General features: G+C 55.2%; 17 protein-coding genes. 3 read left to right on the forward strand and 14 right to left on the reverse strand.

Going from position 1 to position 17,619, the window contains the following annotated elements:
- Positions 1-10: 10 nt before the first annotated feature.
- Complete coding sequence (locus tag ACR0IO_RS09235) at positions 11-2,041, reverse strand: tripartite tricarboxylate transporter permease (RefSeq protein WP_480741060.1); 2,031 nt, start codon at positions 2,039-2,041, stop codon at positions 11-13.
- Between the two features lie 79 nt (positions 2,042-2,120).
- Positions 2,121-3,209: a tricarboxylate transporter gene (locus ACR0IO_RS09240; protein WP_480741061.1), complete on the reverse strand. Its 1,089-nt coding sequence runs from the start codon at positions 3,207-3,209 to the stop codon at positions 2,121-2,123.
- A 139-nt stretch (positions 3,210-3,348) separates the two neighbouring features.
- On the opposite strand from ACR0IO_RS09240, the gene ACR0IO_RS09245 reads away from it, so the two are divergent.
- Together ACR0IO_RS09245 and ACR0IO_RS09250 are read left to right on the forward strand one after the other, a co-directional pair.
- Positions 3,349-4,017 carry a response regulator transcription factor gene (locus ACR0IO_RS09245; RefSeq protein ID WP_480741063.1) on the forward strand — a complete coding sequence of 223 codons (669 nt, stop codon included), beginning with the start codon at positions 3,349-3,351 and terminating at the stop codon, positions 4,015-4,017.
- Positions 4,018-4,070: 53 nt separating this feature from the next.
- Positions 4,071-5,381 carry a sensor histidine kinase gene (locus tag ACR0IO_RS09250; protein ID WP_480741645.1) on the forward strand — a complete coding sequence of 437 codons (1,311 nt, stop codon included), beginning with the start codon at positions 4,071-4,073 and terminating at the stop codon, positions 5,379-5,381.
- Positions 5,382-5,908: 527 nt separating this feature from the next.
- On the opposite strand, the gene ACR0IO_RS09255 is transcribed toward ACR0IO_RS09250, so the two are convergent.
- The 11 genes from ACR0IO_RS09255 to ACR0IO_RS09305 form a co-directional block, all read right to left on the reverse strand.
- Complete coding sequence (locus ACR0IO_RS09255) at positions 5,909-6,853, reverse strand: YHYH protein (protein ID WP_480741065.1); 945 nt, start codon at positions 6,851-6,853, stop codon at positions 5,909-5,911.
- Positions 6,854-6,930: 77 nt separating this feature from the next.
- The gene (gene kce, locus ACR0IO_RS09260) at positions 6,931-7,869 is read right to left on the reverse strand and encodes a 3,5-dioxohexanoate:acetyl-CoA acetone transferase (RefSeq protein WP_480741067.1); all 939 of its coding nucleotides are present in this window, start codon (positions 7,867-7,869) and stop codon (positions 6,931-6,933) included.
- A gap of 4 nt (positions 7,870-7,873) precedes the next feature.
- Complete coding sequence (locus ACR0IO_RS09265) at positions 7,874-8,902, reverse strand: branched-chain amino acid ABC transporter permease (protein WP_480741069.1); 1,029 nt, start codon at positions 8,900-8,902, stop codon at positions 7,874-7,876.
- Positions 8,899-9,762 carry a branched-chain amino acid ABC transporter permease gene (locus ACR0IO_RS09270; RefSeq protein WP_170332018.1) on the reverse strand — a complete coding sequence of 288 codons (864 nt, stop codon included), beginning with the start codon at positions 9,760-9,762 and terminating at the stop codon, positions 8,899-8,901. The genes ACR0IO_RS09265 and ACR0IO_RS09270 overlap by 4 nt, the downstream gene beginning before the upstream one ends.
- 1 nt (position 9,763) lies before the next feature.
- A complete protein-coding gene (locus tag ACR0IO_RS09275) occupies positions 9,764-10,471 on the reverse strand; it encodes an ABC transporter ATP-binding protein (RefSeq protein WP_480741071.1) in 708 nt (235 codons plus the stop codon).
- Positions 10,464-11,126, reverse strand: a complete 663-nt coding sequence (locus tag ACR0IO_RS09280) for an ABC transporter ATP-binding protein (protein ID WP_480741073.1) — start codon at positions 11,124-11,126, stop codon at positions 10,464-10,466. The genes ACR0IO_RS09275 and ACR0IO_RS09280 overlap by 8 nt, the downstream gene beginning before the upstream one ends.
- 116 nt (positions 11,127-11,242) lie before the next feature.
- Positions 11,243-12,523, reverse strand: a complete 1,281-nt coding sequence (locus tag ACR0IO_RS09285; protein WP_480741074.1) for an ABC transporter substrate-binding protein — start codon at positions 12,521-12,523, stop codon at positions 11,243-11,245.
- Between the two features lie 43 nt (positions 12,524-12,566).
- Positions 12,567-13,490, reverse strand: a complete 924-nt coding sequence (locus ACR0IO_RS09290; RefSeq protein ID WP_480741076.1) for a 3-hydroxyacyl-CoA dehydrogenase family protein — start codon at positions 13,488-13,490, stop codon at positions 12,567-12,569.
- 3 nt (positions 13,491-13,493) lie between these two features.
- Positions 13,494-14,279, reverse strand: a complete 786-nt coding sequence (locus ACR0IO_RS09295; RefSeq protein WP_480741078.1) for an SDR family NAD(P)-dependent oxidoreductase — start codon at positions 14,277-14,279, stop codon at positions 13,494-13,496.
- A gap of 11 nt (positions 14,280-14,290) precedes the next feature.
- Positions 14,291-14,635, reverse strand: a complete 345-nt coding sequence (locus ACR0IO_RS09300; RefSeq protein WP_480741080.1) for a cupin domain-containing protein — start codon at positions 14,633-14,635, stop codon at positions 14,291-14,293.
- A 61-nt stretch (positions 14,636-14,696) separates the two neighbouring features.
- Positions 14,697-15,533, reverse strand: a complete 837-nt coding sequence (locus ACR0IO_RS09305) for a cyclase family protein (RefSeq protein WP_480741084.1) — start codon at positions 15,531-15,533, stop codon at positions 14,697-14,699.
- A 216-nt stretch (positions 15,534-15,749) separates the two neighbouring features.
- Between ACR0IO_RS09305 and ACR0IO_RS09310 the strand changes: the two genes are divergently transcribed.
- Positions 15,750-16,496, forward strand: coding sequence for an IclR family transcriptional regulator (locus tag ACR0IO_RS09310; protein WP_480741086.1), 747 nt, complete (start codon positions 15,750-15,752; stop codon positions 16,494-16,496).
- 8 nt (positions 16,497-16,504) lie between these two features.
- Here ACR0IO_RS09310 and ACR0IO_RS09315 read toward each other — a convergent pair whose 3' ends face one another.
- The gene (locus tag ACR0IO_RS09315; protein WP_480741089.1) at positions 16,505-17,566 is read right to left on the reverse strand and encodes a cytochrome-c peroxidase; all 1,062 of its coding nucleotides are present in this window, start codon (positions 17,564-17,566) and stop codon (positions 16,505-16,507) included.
- Positions 17,567-17,619: the final 53 nt, after the last annotated feature.

A 17,619-nucleotide genomic window follows, 5' to 3' on the forward strand; every position in this document is an offset into this window, starting at 1 on the left:
GGTGGACCACCTATTTCAGCGGCCATGGCAAGCTGACCATGTCCTGCAACAATCCCGGCGGGAAATCCCGGTTCAGAGCACCAGCCATGAAGCACATGAAACCGATGCCGCAGGCTGTCAGGAGCAGCGTCATCTGCCAGCTGGACCCGGCGCGGATGCGGAAGAATGCGATCAGGAACCCGATCAGGGCGAGGATGAACCCCACAACCCAGGTGGCCGCGATCAGACCTGCAAACCACGCGAGCGTTGACCAAAGTCCATGTGGCGCGCTCGCATCCTCGCCGGCAATTTCCTTGTCGGCAAAGATTGCATCCCCCTCGGGTCGCCGCATCATCTGGATCAACAGAATGACGCAGCAGAACAGCGACACGCTGCCGATCACCAGCGGGATGATCTTGTCGGTTATGTTGTAGTCAGGGATCATGTTGGCATTGACCAAAGCCACGATCAGATAGGCCATGATCACCAGCAGAAAGATCAGCGGCGCGCGCTTGCTGCCGGATTTGACCTCACCTTCGGCCATGATCATCTTCGCTTGACGAATGCCTAGAATGACCGAAACCACGGTGACCGCGATCAGTATGATAACGATCGGGCTGAAGACATACTCCATGCCTTCGCCAAAGCTTTTACGGAAGCGGAAAGACGCGATCTGAAACGCCTGGTTGGTGAACTTTTCAACCGGGTTCGACAAAACGAACCCGATCAGAAAGGCCGGGCGCGACCAGTCGAAACGGCGCAGGAAAATGCCGATCAGACCAATGACGAACAGGGCCAGCAGGTCTTCGAAGTTTTGACCGGACTGGAATGCCGCAAAGCTGATCAGCATGAACAGAAACGGCGCCAGATAGGTGAAGCGGATTGTCGTCAGTTTGGCGATCCCGCCCGAGGCGGCGATACATAGGATGGTGCCCACCACGTTGGCGAGAGCCAGCAACCAGACAATTGAATAGGTAATGTCGAGATTGTCTTTGAGCATGCTAGGACCGACCTCGATATCGCCGGATCCCAGCAGTGCAACGGCGCCGATAAAGATCGCCATCGAACCCGAGCCGGGGATACCAAACAGCAGCGTTGGGACAAGCCCCCCGCCCTCCTTGGCGTTGTTCGAGCTTTCCGGCCCGATGACGCCACGCACTTCGCCTTTGCCGAAGTTGCTTTTGTCTTTGGTCGATTGAACCGAATGGCCATAAGCGATCCAGTCGACGACCGAGCCACCAAGGCCAGGAATGACACCGACAACCACGCCAATGATCGAACAGCGGACCGACAACCAGATGTTCGCAGCCCAGTCTTTAACGCCATCCAGCCAACCAGCCCCTAGCGAAGCGCCCTTGGCAATGGATCGGTCTTGACGCAGCAGCGAGACGATTTCCGGCACCGCAAAGATACCCAAGCCAACGATGACCAATTTCAGACCGTCGGACAGGTAAGGAATGTCATAAGTGGCCATACGAAGTGAGCCGCCTGCATCCGCCTCGCCAATCGTGCCAACCATCAGGCCCAGCCCTGCAGCGGCGACACCCTTCAACGGGATACGTCCGGCGAGAATTGCGACCATCGACAAGCCAAGAATGGTGATCATCAGCATCTCGGGCAGACCGAATGCCAGAACGATGGGCCGCGCGACCAGGATAAACATGGTCAGAAATGTTGCGCCGACCAAACCGCCAAAAAGCGATGAAGCAAAGGCCGCTGACAATGCCCGCGCGGCTTCGCCCTTTTTTGCCATCGGGAAACCGTCCAACACCGTCGCCTGTGAGGCGGAACTGCCGGGGATGCCCATAAGAACCGATGCAAAGGTGTCAGAGGTCGGAACAACGGCAACCATCCCGATCATCAGCGCCAACCCAAGGATAGGGTCCATGCCGAACATGAAAGGCAGCAGCAAGGACAGACCAGCAATACCGCCAAGCCCCGGGAAAACTCCTACTGCCAGCCCCATAACGACGCCGAGAACAAGATACCCCAGAACAATAGGTTGCAGGATCAAACCCCACGCGTCGCTGAGCGCAGGAAGAGCCGTGGCGAAAACCTCCATAGCGGCCGCCTTTCATAAATTGTCTTGTGTTTGGAAAAGCGCGCGCCCGACATTGGGGCACGCGCAGTGGTGTTTGGGCTTAGTTCAGCTCGACACCATAGGCTTCTTTGAGCCAGTTCAGGACATAGGCCTTGGCGTTGTCGTCGACGTTTGTCGCAGTTTGCAGCGCCGACTTGGAGCCGTCACCAACAAACACCGGGTACTTGCCCACGCGCTTCGAGGAGATGTCGGCAAAGTCGCCGCGCTCGGTCACAGCCTGGAACGCTGCTGTGTATGCGTCGACCACTTCCTGAGGCGTGTCACCCGGCAGGAAGGCCAGCTTCTGAACCGGGAAACCGGCCACAAAGAACGCTTTCCACGCATCCCACGCCTCACCGCTGGTTTCACAGCCATCGGTGGCTTCGCAAACTTCTTTGAATGTCGGGATATCCGGGAAGGTCGGGTCACGGACGATGTTGCCGTCTGCATCCAGAGCACCCCAGGTCATCATCGGCACAGCCTGACCGGATTCAACCAACGGGGCCGAACCACCCAAGTAGCCGGACGAGGTCTGATAATCGATATTAGCTTCGCCACGTTCGAACATCAGACGACCATCGCCACGGCCTTTGATGCCAAAAACAGGCTCAACATTCATGCCGAGCATTTGCCATGCCAACAGCGGCACAAGATCGAGGCGTGTCGCGCCCTGCGAACCATAAATGAAGTTGGTGTCTTTCAGCGCATTCGCCGAGCCATCAAACTTCGCGCCATCTTCTGCGTTCAGGTAGGCAACACCACCGGTTCCGGATGCCATGACTGGAATCCAGTCATTGTATTCATAGCGCACCCGCGGATCACTTAGTAGATAGGGGAACTGGGTCGAGCCTGAAGTGCCAAACAGCAGCGTGCCATCGTCATGGCTTTGCTCCTGGAACCAGTTCGCGCCCTTGGTCGAACCAGCGCCTGGCATAAATTTCACGACCACGGTCGGTTGACCCGGCAGAGCTTCGGACAGAAGCGGTGCAAAGAAGTTGGCCCATTTGGCAGACCCGCCGGTTTCCGAGAACGGGATGACCCATTCAATGGTCTTGCCCGAGAAATCGACCTCGGCCGTGGCAGGTGCGGCGATACCGGCGGCGGCGATCAGCCCCACGACGGCGCGACGGGTGAAGTTGGAAATGGCCATTGGTTCCTCCCTATTGACCAGACAACCACGTCGGCGCCCTCTGCGCCACCGTGATCGCAAATAGAACTGTGGGGTTGATTCCCCCTCCCATCTGGCAATCATGGAGCGCCAACCTTGCGCGAAACTTGCAGGAGACCCGATGCGGATCGTCATCGTCGAAGACAACGAGACCCTCGCCAACGCTATTGCTTATCGTCTGCGTGACCGTGGGCATGCAGCAGAAGTGCTTGCTGATGGTGATGAGGCTGATTTGTATCTTGCGCAAGAGGGCGCCGACTTAGTTGTGCTGGATATCAATCTGCCGGGACAGTCAGGGCTGGAGATCCTGAAATCTCTTCGCAACCGTGGTGACGGGGTACCAGTGATCCTGCTTACCGCGCGCGCCGAAACAAGCGACCGGGTTTCGGGGTTGGACATGGGTGCCGATGATTACCTGGTTAAGCCATTCGAAATGGACGAGTTGGAAGCACGCATCCGAGCGCTTTCTCGACGCAAAGAGCTCGACTACGGAGCAAAAGAGAGCATCGGCGGCCTGGAATTCGACCGCGCTGCACGTCAGGTTAGTGTACAGGGCGAGGTAATGGATATTCCTCGGCGGGAAATTGCGGTGCTTGAATGCCTGTTGGAACGACGGGGCAGAATTGTTCCCAAAGGCCAACTTACAGACTATGTCTATGGCGTAGGGGCCGATGTCGAGGCCTCAGCCGTCGAGCCTCATGTATCGCGGCTGAGAAAGCGTCTCCAAAATCTGGGAATTAGAATAAAAACAGCCCGTGGTCTGGGATATCTGCTTGAGGTGCAGAAGTGATCAAGCACGGCTCCCTCAGGCTACGGCTTTTCATTCTTATCCTGACACCCTTGGTGCTACTTGCGATTCTGCTTGGGCTTTGGCGCTTTATGATCGCGCAGAAAACAGCCCAGGAGTTGTTTGACGACAGTTTGCTATCTGCTGGTCTCGCGATTTCGCGAGATGTCGCGATCTCAGGCGGTGACGCTCTGTCGCCCACCACACGCAGCTTGATCCGTGACGCGTCCGGCGGAGAGATTTTCTATCATGTAACGGGTCCCGGTGGCATCTACGTGACAGGCTATGCGTATCCTCCTGCGTCCTCGACCCCGTCTATCCAAGACGCGTACGAGCCGTTTTTTTTCGAGGCGCTCTACCGTGAGGAACCGGTACGCGTTCTCAAAATGACAGAACGAGTGACTTTAGAGCATCTTATCGGAGATGCGACGGTCACAGTTTGGCAACGAATGGCGGATCGCAACGCATTTGCCAATGAACTGTCAATCCGTGCGGGAATTCTGATGGGTATTCTGCTTGCGACCCTGGCCTTTGTGGTATGGTTCGGTGTCGCCCGCGGCCTGAGGCCCTTGCTGGACTTGCAGGACGCGATCGACCTGCGCTCACCGGATGACCTGAGCGAGATCAAGCGCCCTGTCCCGGCCGAAGTTCAAGGTGTTGTCAAAACACTGAACCGACTCTTTGGTCAGGTAGAGAACAGTATCAACGCCCATCAAGTGTTTATATCCGAAGCAGCACATCAGCTGCGGAATCCGGCGGCCGCCGTGCAGTCGATGGCCGAAGCGCTGCAGGATGCGAAAACAGATGATGATCGAGAAAAACGTATCTCAGAGCTTGTGGCGGCTGCAAAAAACTCAGCAACAGTGGCCGAGCAATTGTTGTCGCTTGAAAGGCTCAGGCAGCCGACGCACCAAGATCAAATGGCTGAAATTGATTTCCGCTCGGTTGTGGAAGAGGCCTGCACGGAGATGGGAGTTCACATTCTTGCAAAAGGTATCGAGTTTGATGTCACGATGCCTGAAACGGCGGTCATGGTATCCGGTGATAGGGTGTTTCTAGTTGAGGCTCTCAAGAACCTGTTGGACAACGCAGTCAAACACGGTGGTACTAAGTTGAGCCATATTTCAGTTGTGCTGGGCAGTGACGGCGAATACCTGAATTTAACTGTGGCCGATGACGGTGCTGGCCTTTCGCCTGAGCAAAGCGAAGCAGCTTTCAGCCGGTTTTCACAGTTGGAATATTCCGAAGGCAGCGGATTGGGATTGTCTATCGTCTCAGCAGTGGCACAGCGCCACGGCGGAACAGTCTCAATCAACCGCGTCGAAAGAGGAGCGAGCGTTACGCTTGAGCTTCCGATAGCCCATTAAATCGTCGCTATGACGAAACCGTGTCCTCGGCTGCGCCTGCGGACCACACCACTATTGTCGAATAGCATTGCCTCGTCCACACGGCACAAGACGTGGCATTTGTTGCTGCCTCCGATACATTTCAAGCGGCACAGAATCGCGTGTTCAATGAGCAGCGTTGCTATATCGCGATGACGTTTCGGCCGTAGATATCGATGGCGGAAGCGAAGTGGGCTGAGACTCTCTCAAGCTTGTTTGGAAAACTGCCGCGGAAGTGTTTGAAGCTGGGACAGTTGGAATGACTGATCGTGTCATTTTAACATCTGGCAACTTTGCCTACGACGTTGGGTTGGAGAAAAGAGCCTTTCTTCCTAGGGCGAAACAGGTTGGAGCTGCGCATAATGTTATAAACGGTTTTTTTTGCAGTGCCGAACGTTGTTGAAGGACTGTCCAGCACCACACTGATTAATCAGATGGCAAAATCGCAGTTATTGCGAGCTTGGGATCTTAGACCCAATATTCTTAAGGCGATTGGGAGCCGAGGCAATTCACCGCCTTTTGTCAAATGAGCGGTCAAGTTGCCCGACCAAACAGTTCAATATCCACGGGTAGGTCGTGGTGACGTAGTATCCATACTCACCATCCACAGTCATGCCATTGCACTCATCCAGATCGCCAGTACCGGTGAATTCGTAGTCGTCTATATATGTCCCATCTGGAGTACCCCCCGGCCCTGCAGGCGGAACGGGTCGTGGCGTGGTTTTGAGCTCATAGCCAGAGATCGCAGGTCTAATTTTGCCTTCGTTGTCTTTGAAAATCGTTCCGTAGATCGGAAAGCCGTCAGCTGCAAAACCTATCACCGGCGATGGCTTATCAAGGTCGTGGTCCAAAAACAGAGCATTTGGATTGGAATGGTAGTGATACCTTCCGTCGGGCTGGGCGTGGGCATTGTGAAGATCCACACCAAAATACTGATCGTAGGACGGAGGATCGAGCAGCCATGGATCCGTGTCTCGACACCCCGCCAAGACATTGCCGTTTTTATCCGCGCGCGGCCCGCTTGGGCGATAACACCCGGCCGAGAGCAAATCGACCGGCACACCATTCAGCAGAATGGCGTCATAGCTACGTTGTGACAGTGCTGTTTGGCTTCCGGTATTCTTCGGGTTTCTAGGAATTCGAAAAGTGCCGGGCAGTTCCCGCACATCGTTGGCGAAGTTGGCTGTCGGACCGTTAAAATCATGGTTAGGAATGCCGTTGGTCTTGAGGGTGCAATACTGGCTATCTGCAGAGATTTCGATTTCGGAGTTAAAACGTTGCTGGCGGGTGACGTCTTCCACTGAAGCGGAATACACGCCCGCATAGTCCGCACAGTCGGCAGACCGGTTGCTGAGCAAAAGATCGGTGATGTCCTGAGCTGCGTTCTGCGCAGGAGCCTGAACTGCCGTAAATCCTGTCAGAAGCGCGCTGAAGGTCAAAATCTTCACTCGCATGGCTCAGTCTCCTCGGTGTTTCGAAATTTTCAAACAAACAAGTCGCTCGATATGAGTTGATGCCTGTTACCCTATCCTCAGAATGCGACGCGGTCTCCTCCTTTCAAATCCAGAATTTCTCTCGCTTCGTCGGGAGTTGCGACCTTACTGCCCAAATCTTCTACAATACGTCGAATTTTGGCGACTTGCTGAGCGTTGCTTTCGGCCAGTTTTCCACGAGAGATGAACAGGCTGTCTTCAAGACCTACGCGAATGTTGCCACCCATCTGGCTTGCCGTCGTGGCAAGGGACATCTGTGCTCCACCTGCGCCCAAGACCGACCACCGATAGTCGTCACCGAACAGCCTGTCGGCAGTACGTTTCATGAAGATCAGATTGTCGACTTCGGGTCCGATGCCGCCGAGGATGCCAAAGATGAACTGAATGAAAATGGGTGCCTTGAACAACCCGATATCCATGCAGAATTTCAGGTTGTACAAATGCCCGACATCATAGCATTCATGCTCGAACTTGATGTCATGCGGCGCGAGTGTTTCCGCCGCCTCGCGAATGTCCCGGAACGTATTGCGAAAGATGTTCTGATCGGAGTTTGCGACATAGTCTTTCTCCCAATCAAACTTCCAATCGTCGTCGCCATACCGGTTGGCCAATGGGTGAAACGAGAAGTTCATCGAACCCATATTCATCGAGCACATTTCGGGGCTGAAAGTCTTGGCCGGGTTTATCCGGTCCTGAATAGACAGAGTCAGCGATCCTCCGGTCGATAGGTTCACAACGGAGTCTGTAGCCTGTTTTATGCGGGGTAGGAAAGGCGCAAAGTCATTCGGATCAACGGATGGCGATCCGTTCTCGGGATTGCGGGCATGCAGGTGCAGGATTGACGCCCCGGCCTCTGCTGCGTCGATCGCCTGCCGCGCGATGTCATCATAGCTGTACGGAAGTGCATCCGACATGGTGGGCGTGTGAATAGCCCCTGTTATGGCGCATGTGATGATGGTTTTTTTCTGACGGGCCATGAGTTCAGTTTTCCTTGGATTGTCCGATGTGCTGTACGCGATAGCCCAGCGGGAATAGTTGCAGGTCATAACGGCTACGGATCACGCCCCAGATGCCTTTCGGTGCCTTGAGCATGACGACAATCGCAACGACGCCGAGTACGATCAGGTAAGTTGTTCCGAGGTCGGCCAGCGTTTCGCGCAGCGCAAAAAAAACGAGTGTGCCGATGATCGGTCCTTCGATGGTACCGATGCCGCCGATTACGACGATGAAGATGACGAAGGCGGTCCAGTCATTGACGCTGAACGCCGCATCCGGCGATATGCGCAACTTTTGTAGGAAGATGAGAGCGCCGATCATTGCCGTGAACGCCGACGTGACGACGTATACAATGAACTTCGTGCGCCAGATATCGATGCCGAGGCTACCGGCGGCCAGTTCATTGTCACGAATTGCCGTCAGCGCCAACCCTTGGCGTGAGCGCAGGAAGAGATACGCGGCAGTCACCACCAGCACAGCGGCTCCGAGCGCCAGCCAATAACTGAGCGCCTCTCGCATCGCGCGCCCGGACGCCAGAGATTTGACGATGGCAACGGGCAGCGAAGATCCTGAGCCTCCGCCCAGCGCGGAGATTTGCGCGAAGCTCAGCCGAAAGACCTCTGCGATGACCCAGGTGCCAATGGCAAAATATGCGCCCCGAAGCCTGAAGATCAGAACAGCCACCGGGATCGAGATCAAAGCCCCCAGCACGCCTGCAGCTGCGATAGCAACCAATGGGTTCAGCCCACCCAGCATCGTAAGTGCAAAGAGCATGTAGCCGCCAAAGCCCACATAGGCCTGCTGACCAACAGAGACGAGGCCGGCATAACCCGCCATGAGGTTCCAAAGAGTTGCGAGGGACAGGTAAAGAAACAGCTCTCCCATCAGGCGCATGTCGGCGCGGCCTGCCCACCAAGGCGCAGCAATCAGAACAAGCAAACCGATTGCGGCAAGGATCGCGGCAACTCGTGCTGCTTTAGACGATCGAGAAACAGAGTAGTCCTGCAGGTTCATCCGGAAACCCTCGGGAAGAGGCCGTTCGGACGAACGGCAAGAATGACAAGGAAAGCGATATGTCCGGCAAGCACTTGCCAGCCCGGATCAATCTTGGCTCCGATGGTTTGCGCGACGCCAAGTATAACGCCGCCAATTAATGTACCCCAAAGGTTGCCAAGCCCACCGATGATAACGGCCTCAAAGCCAAAGATCAGGCGACCTCCACCGATTGAAGGATCAAAGCTTGTCCGAATGCCAAGCAGGATACCGGCGATTGCTGTCACTCCGAGGGCCAGCGCCATGGCCAGACCAAAGATGTGCCGACGATTGAGGCCCATCAGCTGGGCGATGTCTTGATTGTCGGAAACAGCCCGAAATGCTCGACCAAGTGCGGTGTGATAAAAGGTCCATTGCAGCCCCCAGATCACAGCGATGGCGATCCCGAAGGTCAGCAGCGGTAAGATCCCAAGGGTCACACCGCCTACTGCAACGCTGGCTGTTTCCAGCGCACCGGCATTCAGTGTTTGGGGGTCGGCCGTGTAGACCTCCAGCAATCCGTTCTGGATAATTACACTCAGCCCGAAGGTCACAAGCAGCGGCGGAAGAATATCGTCGCCCAGAGTTTGGTTCAGTAGGCCGCGTTGAAGGGCATACCCAATCAGCGCCATAGCGGGAACGACAATCACCAACGCGGCCATTGGGTGCATCCCGGTCGCGGTCGTCACGGTCAGTCCGAGATATGCGGCCAACACAATCAGATCGCCATGGGCAATATTGACGAGCCGCATGACCCCAAAGATTAACGACAGACCTGCGGCAAACAGCGCGTATAGCCCACCCAGCAAAGTTCCCTGCACGATAGCATTCAGCCATTCCATATTATTCGATCCCGAAATACGCGCGTGAAATGTCTTCACGCGAAACGGTGTCAGACGCGCTTTCCAGCGAAACGCGCCCCTCCTGCAGGCAGTAGACCCGGCTCGAGACCGACAGTGCCTTGGTTATGTCCTGCTCGACGATGATCGCACTCATGCCCTCACCGATGATGCCGGGCAGAGCCTCGTAGATGTCTTTAATGATGATCGGCGCGAGCCCGAGGCTGATTTCATCGAAGAGGATCAGATCGGGATTGGCCATCAATGCGCGCCCGATGGCGACCATCTGCTGTTGACCGCCCGACAGCGATGTAGAGGCCTGATCTTTTCGCTCTTCAAGGATCGGAAATAGATCATAGACAGCTTTCAGATCCCAAGGACCTGCGCGACCAACTTGGGCCCCGATCATCAGGTTTTCTTTGACCGACAAAGACGGGAACAATTGACGACCTTCCGGAACCATGGCGAGGCCAAGTTCTGCAACCTCGTCTGCGCGAAGCCGGCTGATATCCTGACCTCGGTAGTGAATCTGAGCCTCTCCGTTCGTCAGCAACCCGGTGATAGACCGCATCAGGGTCGTCTTGCCTGCACCGTTCGCACCGATGATGGCAAGAACTTCGCCTTCGCCAACCTCCAATTCGACATCGTAGAGCGCTTGGAAATCACCGTAGTAAGAATTTAAGCCGCGTGTTTGAAGAATGGGATCAGGCATCGGCTTCGATCCCCAGATAGATTTCTTTGACTTCCGCGCTTTCCATGATTGCCTGCGGCTCGCCCTCGGCGATCTTCTTTCCGAAGTCGATGACGATCAGACGATCCACGACAGCCAGCAAGGCGTGCACAACATGTTCGATCCAGATGATGGTGACACCAGACGCGTGAATGTCCTTGATGGTTTGAACCAGTGATTTGCACTCAGCTTCGGTCAAACCACCAGCAATCTCATCCAACAGCAGCAGTTTGGGCTTGGCGCAGAGCGCACGTGTCAGTTCCAGGCGTTTGCGTTCCAACAAAGTCAGGCTGCCCGCTAGAACGTTTGCCTTGGGCAACAGCTCCGTTTGGTCCAGAATCTCCAGACAAAAGCGCTCAGCCTGATGCCCATGCAAGCCGGCCGATTGCGTGGCGGCGATCATTGCGTTTTCGAAAACGGTCATTCCCGAAAACGGCTGCGGGACCTGAAAAGAACGCGCGATGCCTGCATGGCTACGCCTTGCGGCGCTCCACTTTGTAACGTTCTGCCCATTGAATTCTATCATCCCGGAATTCGATTTGAGCGTCCCAGTGATCAGATTGAACATCGAGGTTTTGCCGGCGCCGTTGGGGCCGATTACCCCGAGTGCTTCGCCTTGCTGGACCTCATAGCTCATAGCATCGGCTACAGTGACTGCGCCAAATGCCTTACTCAGGTCTTGGAGTCTCAAGATTGTCGTCATGCTTCTCTCGGATAGAGGGTTCGGCGCCAAGATCGGCGCCGAACGTCTAGTCAGCCCAGCAGCTTCATATCCGCCGTGACCGGAACTTCGGGCGCGGTGCTGTTTGCAACGATTTGCAACTCATACCCATCGCCGGACTTCTGCCACTGACCGCCGACCAGCGGCGTTTTGGTGACATTGTTCATCGGCCCATCACCCCAGTTCACCGGTCCGACGATTGTGTTTAGGTTCGTGGACGTGATTGCGGAAATGATCGAAGACGGGTCTTCCAGATCATCCGCCCGTTTGATGACATCCGCGACGACCTCGAACAGTGCGTGTTTGAAGCCGAGCGGTTGTGTCCAAGGACGGCCCGACTCTGCCGTATAACCTTCGGCAAGGTCTTTCGAAGAAATGCCGGTGAGTGAGGACGAGAAAGGATGATGCGGTGACCACCAGACCTCGGTCGACAACCCGTCACCACGGTCGCCCAGCGATTCAATGACCGATGGGAACAGCAATGCTTTACCAATGGTAACGACCTTCGGGTTGAACCCTTGCTGGGCAGCCTGGCTCCAGAACGTAGCAAAATCGGGTGGGATCATGTTGCCAGTGACGATTTCGCAACCAGCAGCCTTGAACGCAGCGATCTGGTTTGAGAAGTCGTCGGACAGAGGCTGATAGCGACCGGGATCGGTCAACGTGTAGCCAGCTGCGGCGAGCGGTTTAGGCAGGCCCAGTTCCGCATCGCCCCAAGCATTACCGTCGGCATCGTTGGGGAAAAGACCACCCACTGTCTTGGTCACGCCAGTTTTGTCCCACATATCAAGGAACGCCGCGATCACATCTTCTAGGCCCCAGAAGAAGTGATAGGTCGTTTCAAAGCCCTCACCCGGAACACCATTGCGGCCAAAGAAGTAAGGCTGCCACGGGCAGTCGGTCGTGATGCAGGGAACTTCGTTTATCTCTGCCTGATCGGCGACCGGGTTCACTGTGTCCGGAGTTGACGCTGCCACGATGATATCAACTTCATCACCCAAGATCAGATCTGCCGCGACCTCGGCTGCTCGGTTCGGGTTGGACTGGCTGTCTTTCGAGATGATCTCGACATTCCAGGTCTTGCCATTGTTATCCAACCCAGCCGAAAAGACCTGCTGGATGGCTTGAAGCACATACTCATCAGCCTCAGCGAAACCAGCCAATGGACCGGTACGCGGGCTGACGTTACCAATCCTTAAAGTCGGGTTTGCGGCATAAGCACGCGTTGCCCGGAGGATGGCCGGAGCCGCGATTGCTGCAGTGGCTCCGGCTAGGAAACTGCGCCTTGTGGCCGTCTTAAAAGTCCTTGTCATTGCGTCCTCCCTTCACCGGCCTCCCGCCAGTGTTTGATTGATCTTACAAAGTCTTCTCGAGATTTTTCAGATGTGTCGCGACGCGCTGGCGAATCTGATCCGCCTCGCCCTCGGCCCATTTCCTGAACCCTTCGCCGGATTTCATGCCCAGCTTACCCGCTTCGACAAGCGACTTTAGGTAAGATGAAGGGCCCTTTTGCGCCTCAAGATCGTGCAGCACGTTTTCGTGGATATCGAGCGTCAGATCGGTGCCAACCAGATCCGCGTTTTCCAACGGACCGAGAACCGCCAATCGCCGCCCAAAGCTGGACTTGATCACAGTATCAACCGCTTCCGCGTCACAGATCCCGTTTTCCACCAGGCTGACCGCTTCGCGCCACAACGCGTGTTGGAGTCGATTGCCGATAAAGCCGGGCACGTCTTTCTCGACCATCACCGGAGTTTTCCCGGCATCCTTCAACAAATCGAACATCGTCTGTGCAATCTCAGGGTCTGTCCATTCCGTCTTGATGACTTCAACCAACGGGATCATGTGTGGCGGGTTCCACCAGTGTGTTCCGAGGGCCCGGTTTTTCAGCCGCAGCCCAGACATGATCTGAGTGATTGGCATGACCGAAGTATTCGACGCGAGAATGCAGGTCTCTGGTGCGTGCGCTTCAATCTCAGCAAAAATCGCTTGCTTAAGCTCCAGCTTTTCCGGTGCCGCTTCGAATACAGCGTCAGCATTTTGAACGGCACCTTCAGTCGTCGCAAAGATCTCAATCATCTTGAGGGTCTTTGTGATTGTGACTTCGTCATCCCCCATCGCGGCCATGCTGGCGCGAATGCGCTCTGATACCGTATCTCGGGCTTCTAGCACCGGTTCTGTGATGGCGACATACTGGCCCGCTCTTGCCAAAGTCAGGGCAATGCCGTGCCCCATAAGCCCCGCGCCAATTACCGCTATCTGCTGCTTCTTGCGCACCATCCTTTAACCCGCCGTGTATCCGCCATCGGCATGAAGGATATGCCCGGTGTAAAAATCAGATGCCCGCGACGCGAGAAAAAGGAGCGGACCAGCTAGGTCTTCTGGCTCACCTAGTCGTCCTTTGGGAACCCGGGTCAGGAAGCCATCGCGCACCGCCTTCGCTTCGTCGGTTTCTTCGAACATCCAAGCCGTCAAAGGCGAACGGAATACCGTCGGCGCGATCGCATTAACGGTAATCCCTGTTGGACCCAGCTCACATCCCAAGGCTTTGGTTATCCCGTTCACGGCAGCCTTTGACGCGCAATACGCCGTGTAACCGGCTGGGTGGCCCAAGATACTACGAGCGGAACTGACGAAAATGATCTTGCCATATTCGCTTTGCTTCATGTGTGCGGCCGCCGCGCGCGCCAACAACCAGCTCTGGTTAACGTTGGCATCCATCACTGCGTCAAAGGTTTCCGGCGCCATTTCGTTGATCGGCGCAACTTTGTTCATACCGGACGCGACAACGAGAATGTCGAGTTTACCAAAGTTGTTGATGGCTTCGTCGACCAAGGCCGCACATGACGCTTCATCAGTCGGTCGTGTGTTTATTGCAACGACCGTTGCACCAAGTGCCTCGCACTCTTTGGCAATCTCATCGAGCGCATCTTGGTTGCCTGCAGCCAGTACCAGATTGCAACCAGCCCCGGCGAGGACACGCGCGGCCACCATCCCGAAGGCACCCGAGGCTCCGGTAATCAGCGCGACGTTTCCCTTAACGTCAAACATCTTGAGTGGATCAGACATTCTTTTAGTCCTCAGCTTTCTGGCGGATACGGAATGACCACCAGCATTTTGCAGGTGTGGTTGGTGCGGTTTTTAATTTTGCGTATTTCGCCCGGCGCGATCGTGCAGCTATCCATGGGCCCAAGAATGGCTTCTATGCCGTCAACGATGACGGTCAGTTCACCTTCCAGAACGACGTAGACTTTTTCAAAAGGGGTAGAGTCCGGCCCTGCGCCACCGCCCGGTAGGAACTGGCTGAAGCCGATCCACTGATTTGTCGGCCCGCCTTCCTCAAACCCCTGCAAGCGAAGCCCATAACATCCAAAATGGTTCGGGGCTTCGTAGGGTTGGGCGTCTTGAAAACGCTTCAGATGCATGTCCATCTCCGCTCAGGATTAATGGCGGCCGCCGGCGAACCAGCGACCGGTCCGTGAGTGTTCAGAAGTCTTCGCCAGCTTCAATGCGGTAGGATTGGTTCTTGTCGATCATCGCGACCAAGCGGATGATGCAACCGTCGCCACGGTCCCAATTCCACGGGAAGAACGCGAAGGTGCAACGCTTGCCGGTCACTGCATCCAGATCGCCGCCGACGTTTTCGATGCCGAGAATACCTTTAGAGAACAGCATGTTGTGCACCGGCTCCCACTCGGGGAAGTCAACCTCCCAGGGGGTGCCGCCTGACCATTCAAGGTACTCTTTCTCAAGGTACGGCAGAATCGGACCGTTACGCTGCGGGCCAATGGCAGTTGCCAGCGGGTGATCGTTCGCCTGAGTATCGTGGCCAACGACTTTCACACCTTTTTCGATCATCCACTCGGCAGCGGAAGGAACGAGACCCGGGCAATAAGCAAAGTAGTCACCGTCTTCGTATTGCTTATGCCAACCGGTGTTGATGATCAGAACGTCACCCTTGCGGATTGCATGACCACAGGCCTTCTCTAGATCATCTCCCGTGATTTGCTCCCACTTCTTCTTGGGAACCGAGACGACCAAACCCGAACCGAAGAAATGCGGCAGCGGCACCTCGTCGATGAATGGCGTTCCCTGAACAACATGCGCTGGAGCATCAATATGTGTTGTCACGTGCATCGTTGTGGTAATCGTCTGCGACAGCACACCGGACTTGGCCATATAGTGTTTCCGGTCAATCTGAACATCTTTGAAATAGGGCCAATTCGGACACTGAAACCCGTATCTGTGGCTCAGGTTGTAAAACTCGAGCCCCATGTCATTGTCGGTGTTTGCCTGAAACTCAATGCCGCGGATTTCAACCATTGGGCATATCTCCTCTGTTCGCCGGTGATGCGGCGTTTTCTGCATTTCCAATTGTCTGGGTGGCCTCCCCACTTGTCCCGAATGATGATGCATGCGCACCGCATCGCGGTCAACTATAAACTCACTATACGGTTGACTTGCATCGCATAGTGGTACACCTTGCGAAGGTGTTTGTTACCCGGAACGGCGTCGTCAAGAAACGATAGGGAAGTGCAAATGTCTGATAAAAATGACAAAGGTGGCATTCAAGTCATTTCGAGAGCAGCTTCAATTCTGCGTGTTTTGAAGGAAAGCCAATCTGGGATGAGCCTGGGGAAAATTGCCGAACGCGTTGGCCTGCCCCGCTCTACGGTACAAAGAATCACAAGCGCCCTCGCGGAAGAGAAGTTTGTTATTGCCGACGCGAATGGCGGTGGGTTACGGCTTGGCCCTGAATTGAGCGTCCTCGCAGGTGCGGCTCACTACAACATTGTCGAACACTGCCGGCTTCTGCTGACAGAGCTGACGCAAAAGACCGGAGAAACGACAGACCTCGCGGTTATGCGTGGCATCGGTATGGTTTTTCTGGATCAGGTTCCCGGTGTTTATCGTTTGACGACGGTCTCGCAAGTTGGAGAAGTTTTTCCATTGACCACCACGGCGAATGGTAAAGCGTGCCTCGCGCAGCTCGATAAAGAGGATGCGATCAAGCTGGTTCGAAATGAATGGGACCGGAATGGTGTACAGAGGAACTTGGATGAGTTCTTGTCCGAGCTGGACGTGATCCGGGAAAACGGCCTCGCTTATGATTTGGACGAACATTCTGCCGGAGTGTCGGCAATAGGGTTCTCTTTCGTCGATTGGGTCGGGGATCTGCACGCGATCTCGATACCGGTACCAACGACGCGGTTCTCAAGGCAAAGAGACACGATCGAACAAGCGCTGCTAGAGACAGCCGCCAATATACATCAAACATTTCAATAAGACTGGTGCTAAGGCGAGCTCGACAGTGTTCCAAGAAATGCAACTAAGTCTGCAATCTCCTGCTCAGACAAATTAAGTTCGGCAAGTACGGCTTCGCCATCGGCGTGCAACCTTTCCGTATCGATCTCGCTGTAGTGCCTGATGACGGCCTCCAAATCGACCAGACTGCCGTCATGCATGTAAGGCGCAGTTTCAGCCACTCCACGCAGGCTGGGCGTACGAAAAGTTCCAAAATCAGAATGGCTTCTGCGCACGCTGCGAACCGCCCACGCGCCTTGCTTATCTGGATCATCGTTCCATACGCCGTCTAAGGTATACGGGCTGGATAGTAAAAAGTTCAGCCCACGGAACCGCCCTTCGTCGACTTTGGTTTCGTTCAAAAAATAGGGCACGCCGGCGTCGTGGAACTCGTTGTTGGAAAATCTCGGACCGTTGTGGCAAAACACACAATTCCCGCGCCCTAGAAAGAGCTGCAAACCTCGCTGGGCGGCTTCGGGATAGTTCGACGCCGCCGCCAGATCACGTTGTTCCAGGGCATCACGAAAGTCGTCAAACTGTGTCCGGTCGGTAACTAACGTTTCCAGGTAGGCTGACAGAGTTTTAGCAGTATTGACCAGCACAAGTTCTGGTTCTTGGTTCTGTATACCACCGAAAATGGCCTCAAAATCATCAATATAGGCACTCACAGAAATAGCCGATTTTAAACTCTCTTTACTGTGCGCCATCTCTTGTTCTTGGATGATCGGATGCAAACTGGCTGCCCAAAGGTTGTCGCTCTTGCCGCCCCATCCGTACCAGCGGAGACCGGCAAGGTTCCGCAGAGATGGTGAATTCCTATCTAACAGGACACGACCAAGCGCCCGGGCCTCGGACGTGGTAAATGCCTGCCCAGGATCGTGACAGCTCGCGCAGGCAAATGCTCCGTCGACGGACAACACCGGATCATTGAACAATGCCTCTCCGAGCGCGATCGCTCTGACATCGTTTGAAACCCTGTTGCTTGGATCCGAGGAGGCGGATGGTGGCCATGGCCCGAAGGACAGCGTTTGTTGAATTTCGTCTTCAGACAACAGGACTTCTGCGTGCACTGAACCCGTCAGGACTATTAGCGCAGCTGTCAGCA

Source organism: Ruegeria sp. CE12 (assembly GCF_056537525.1).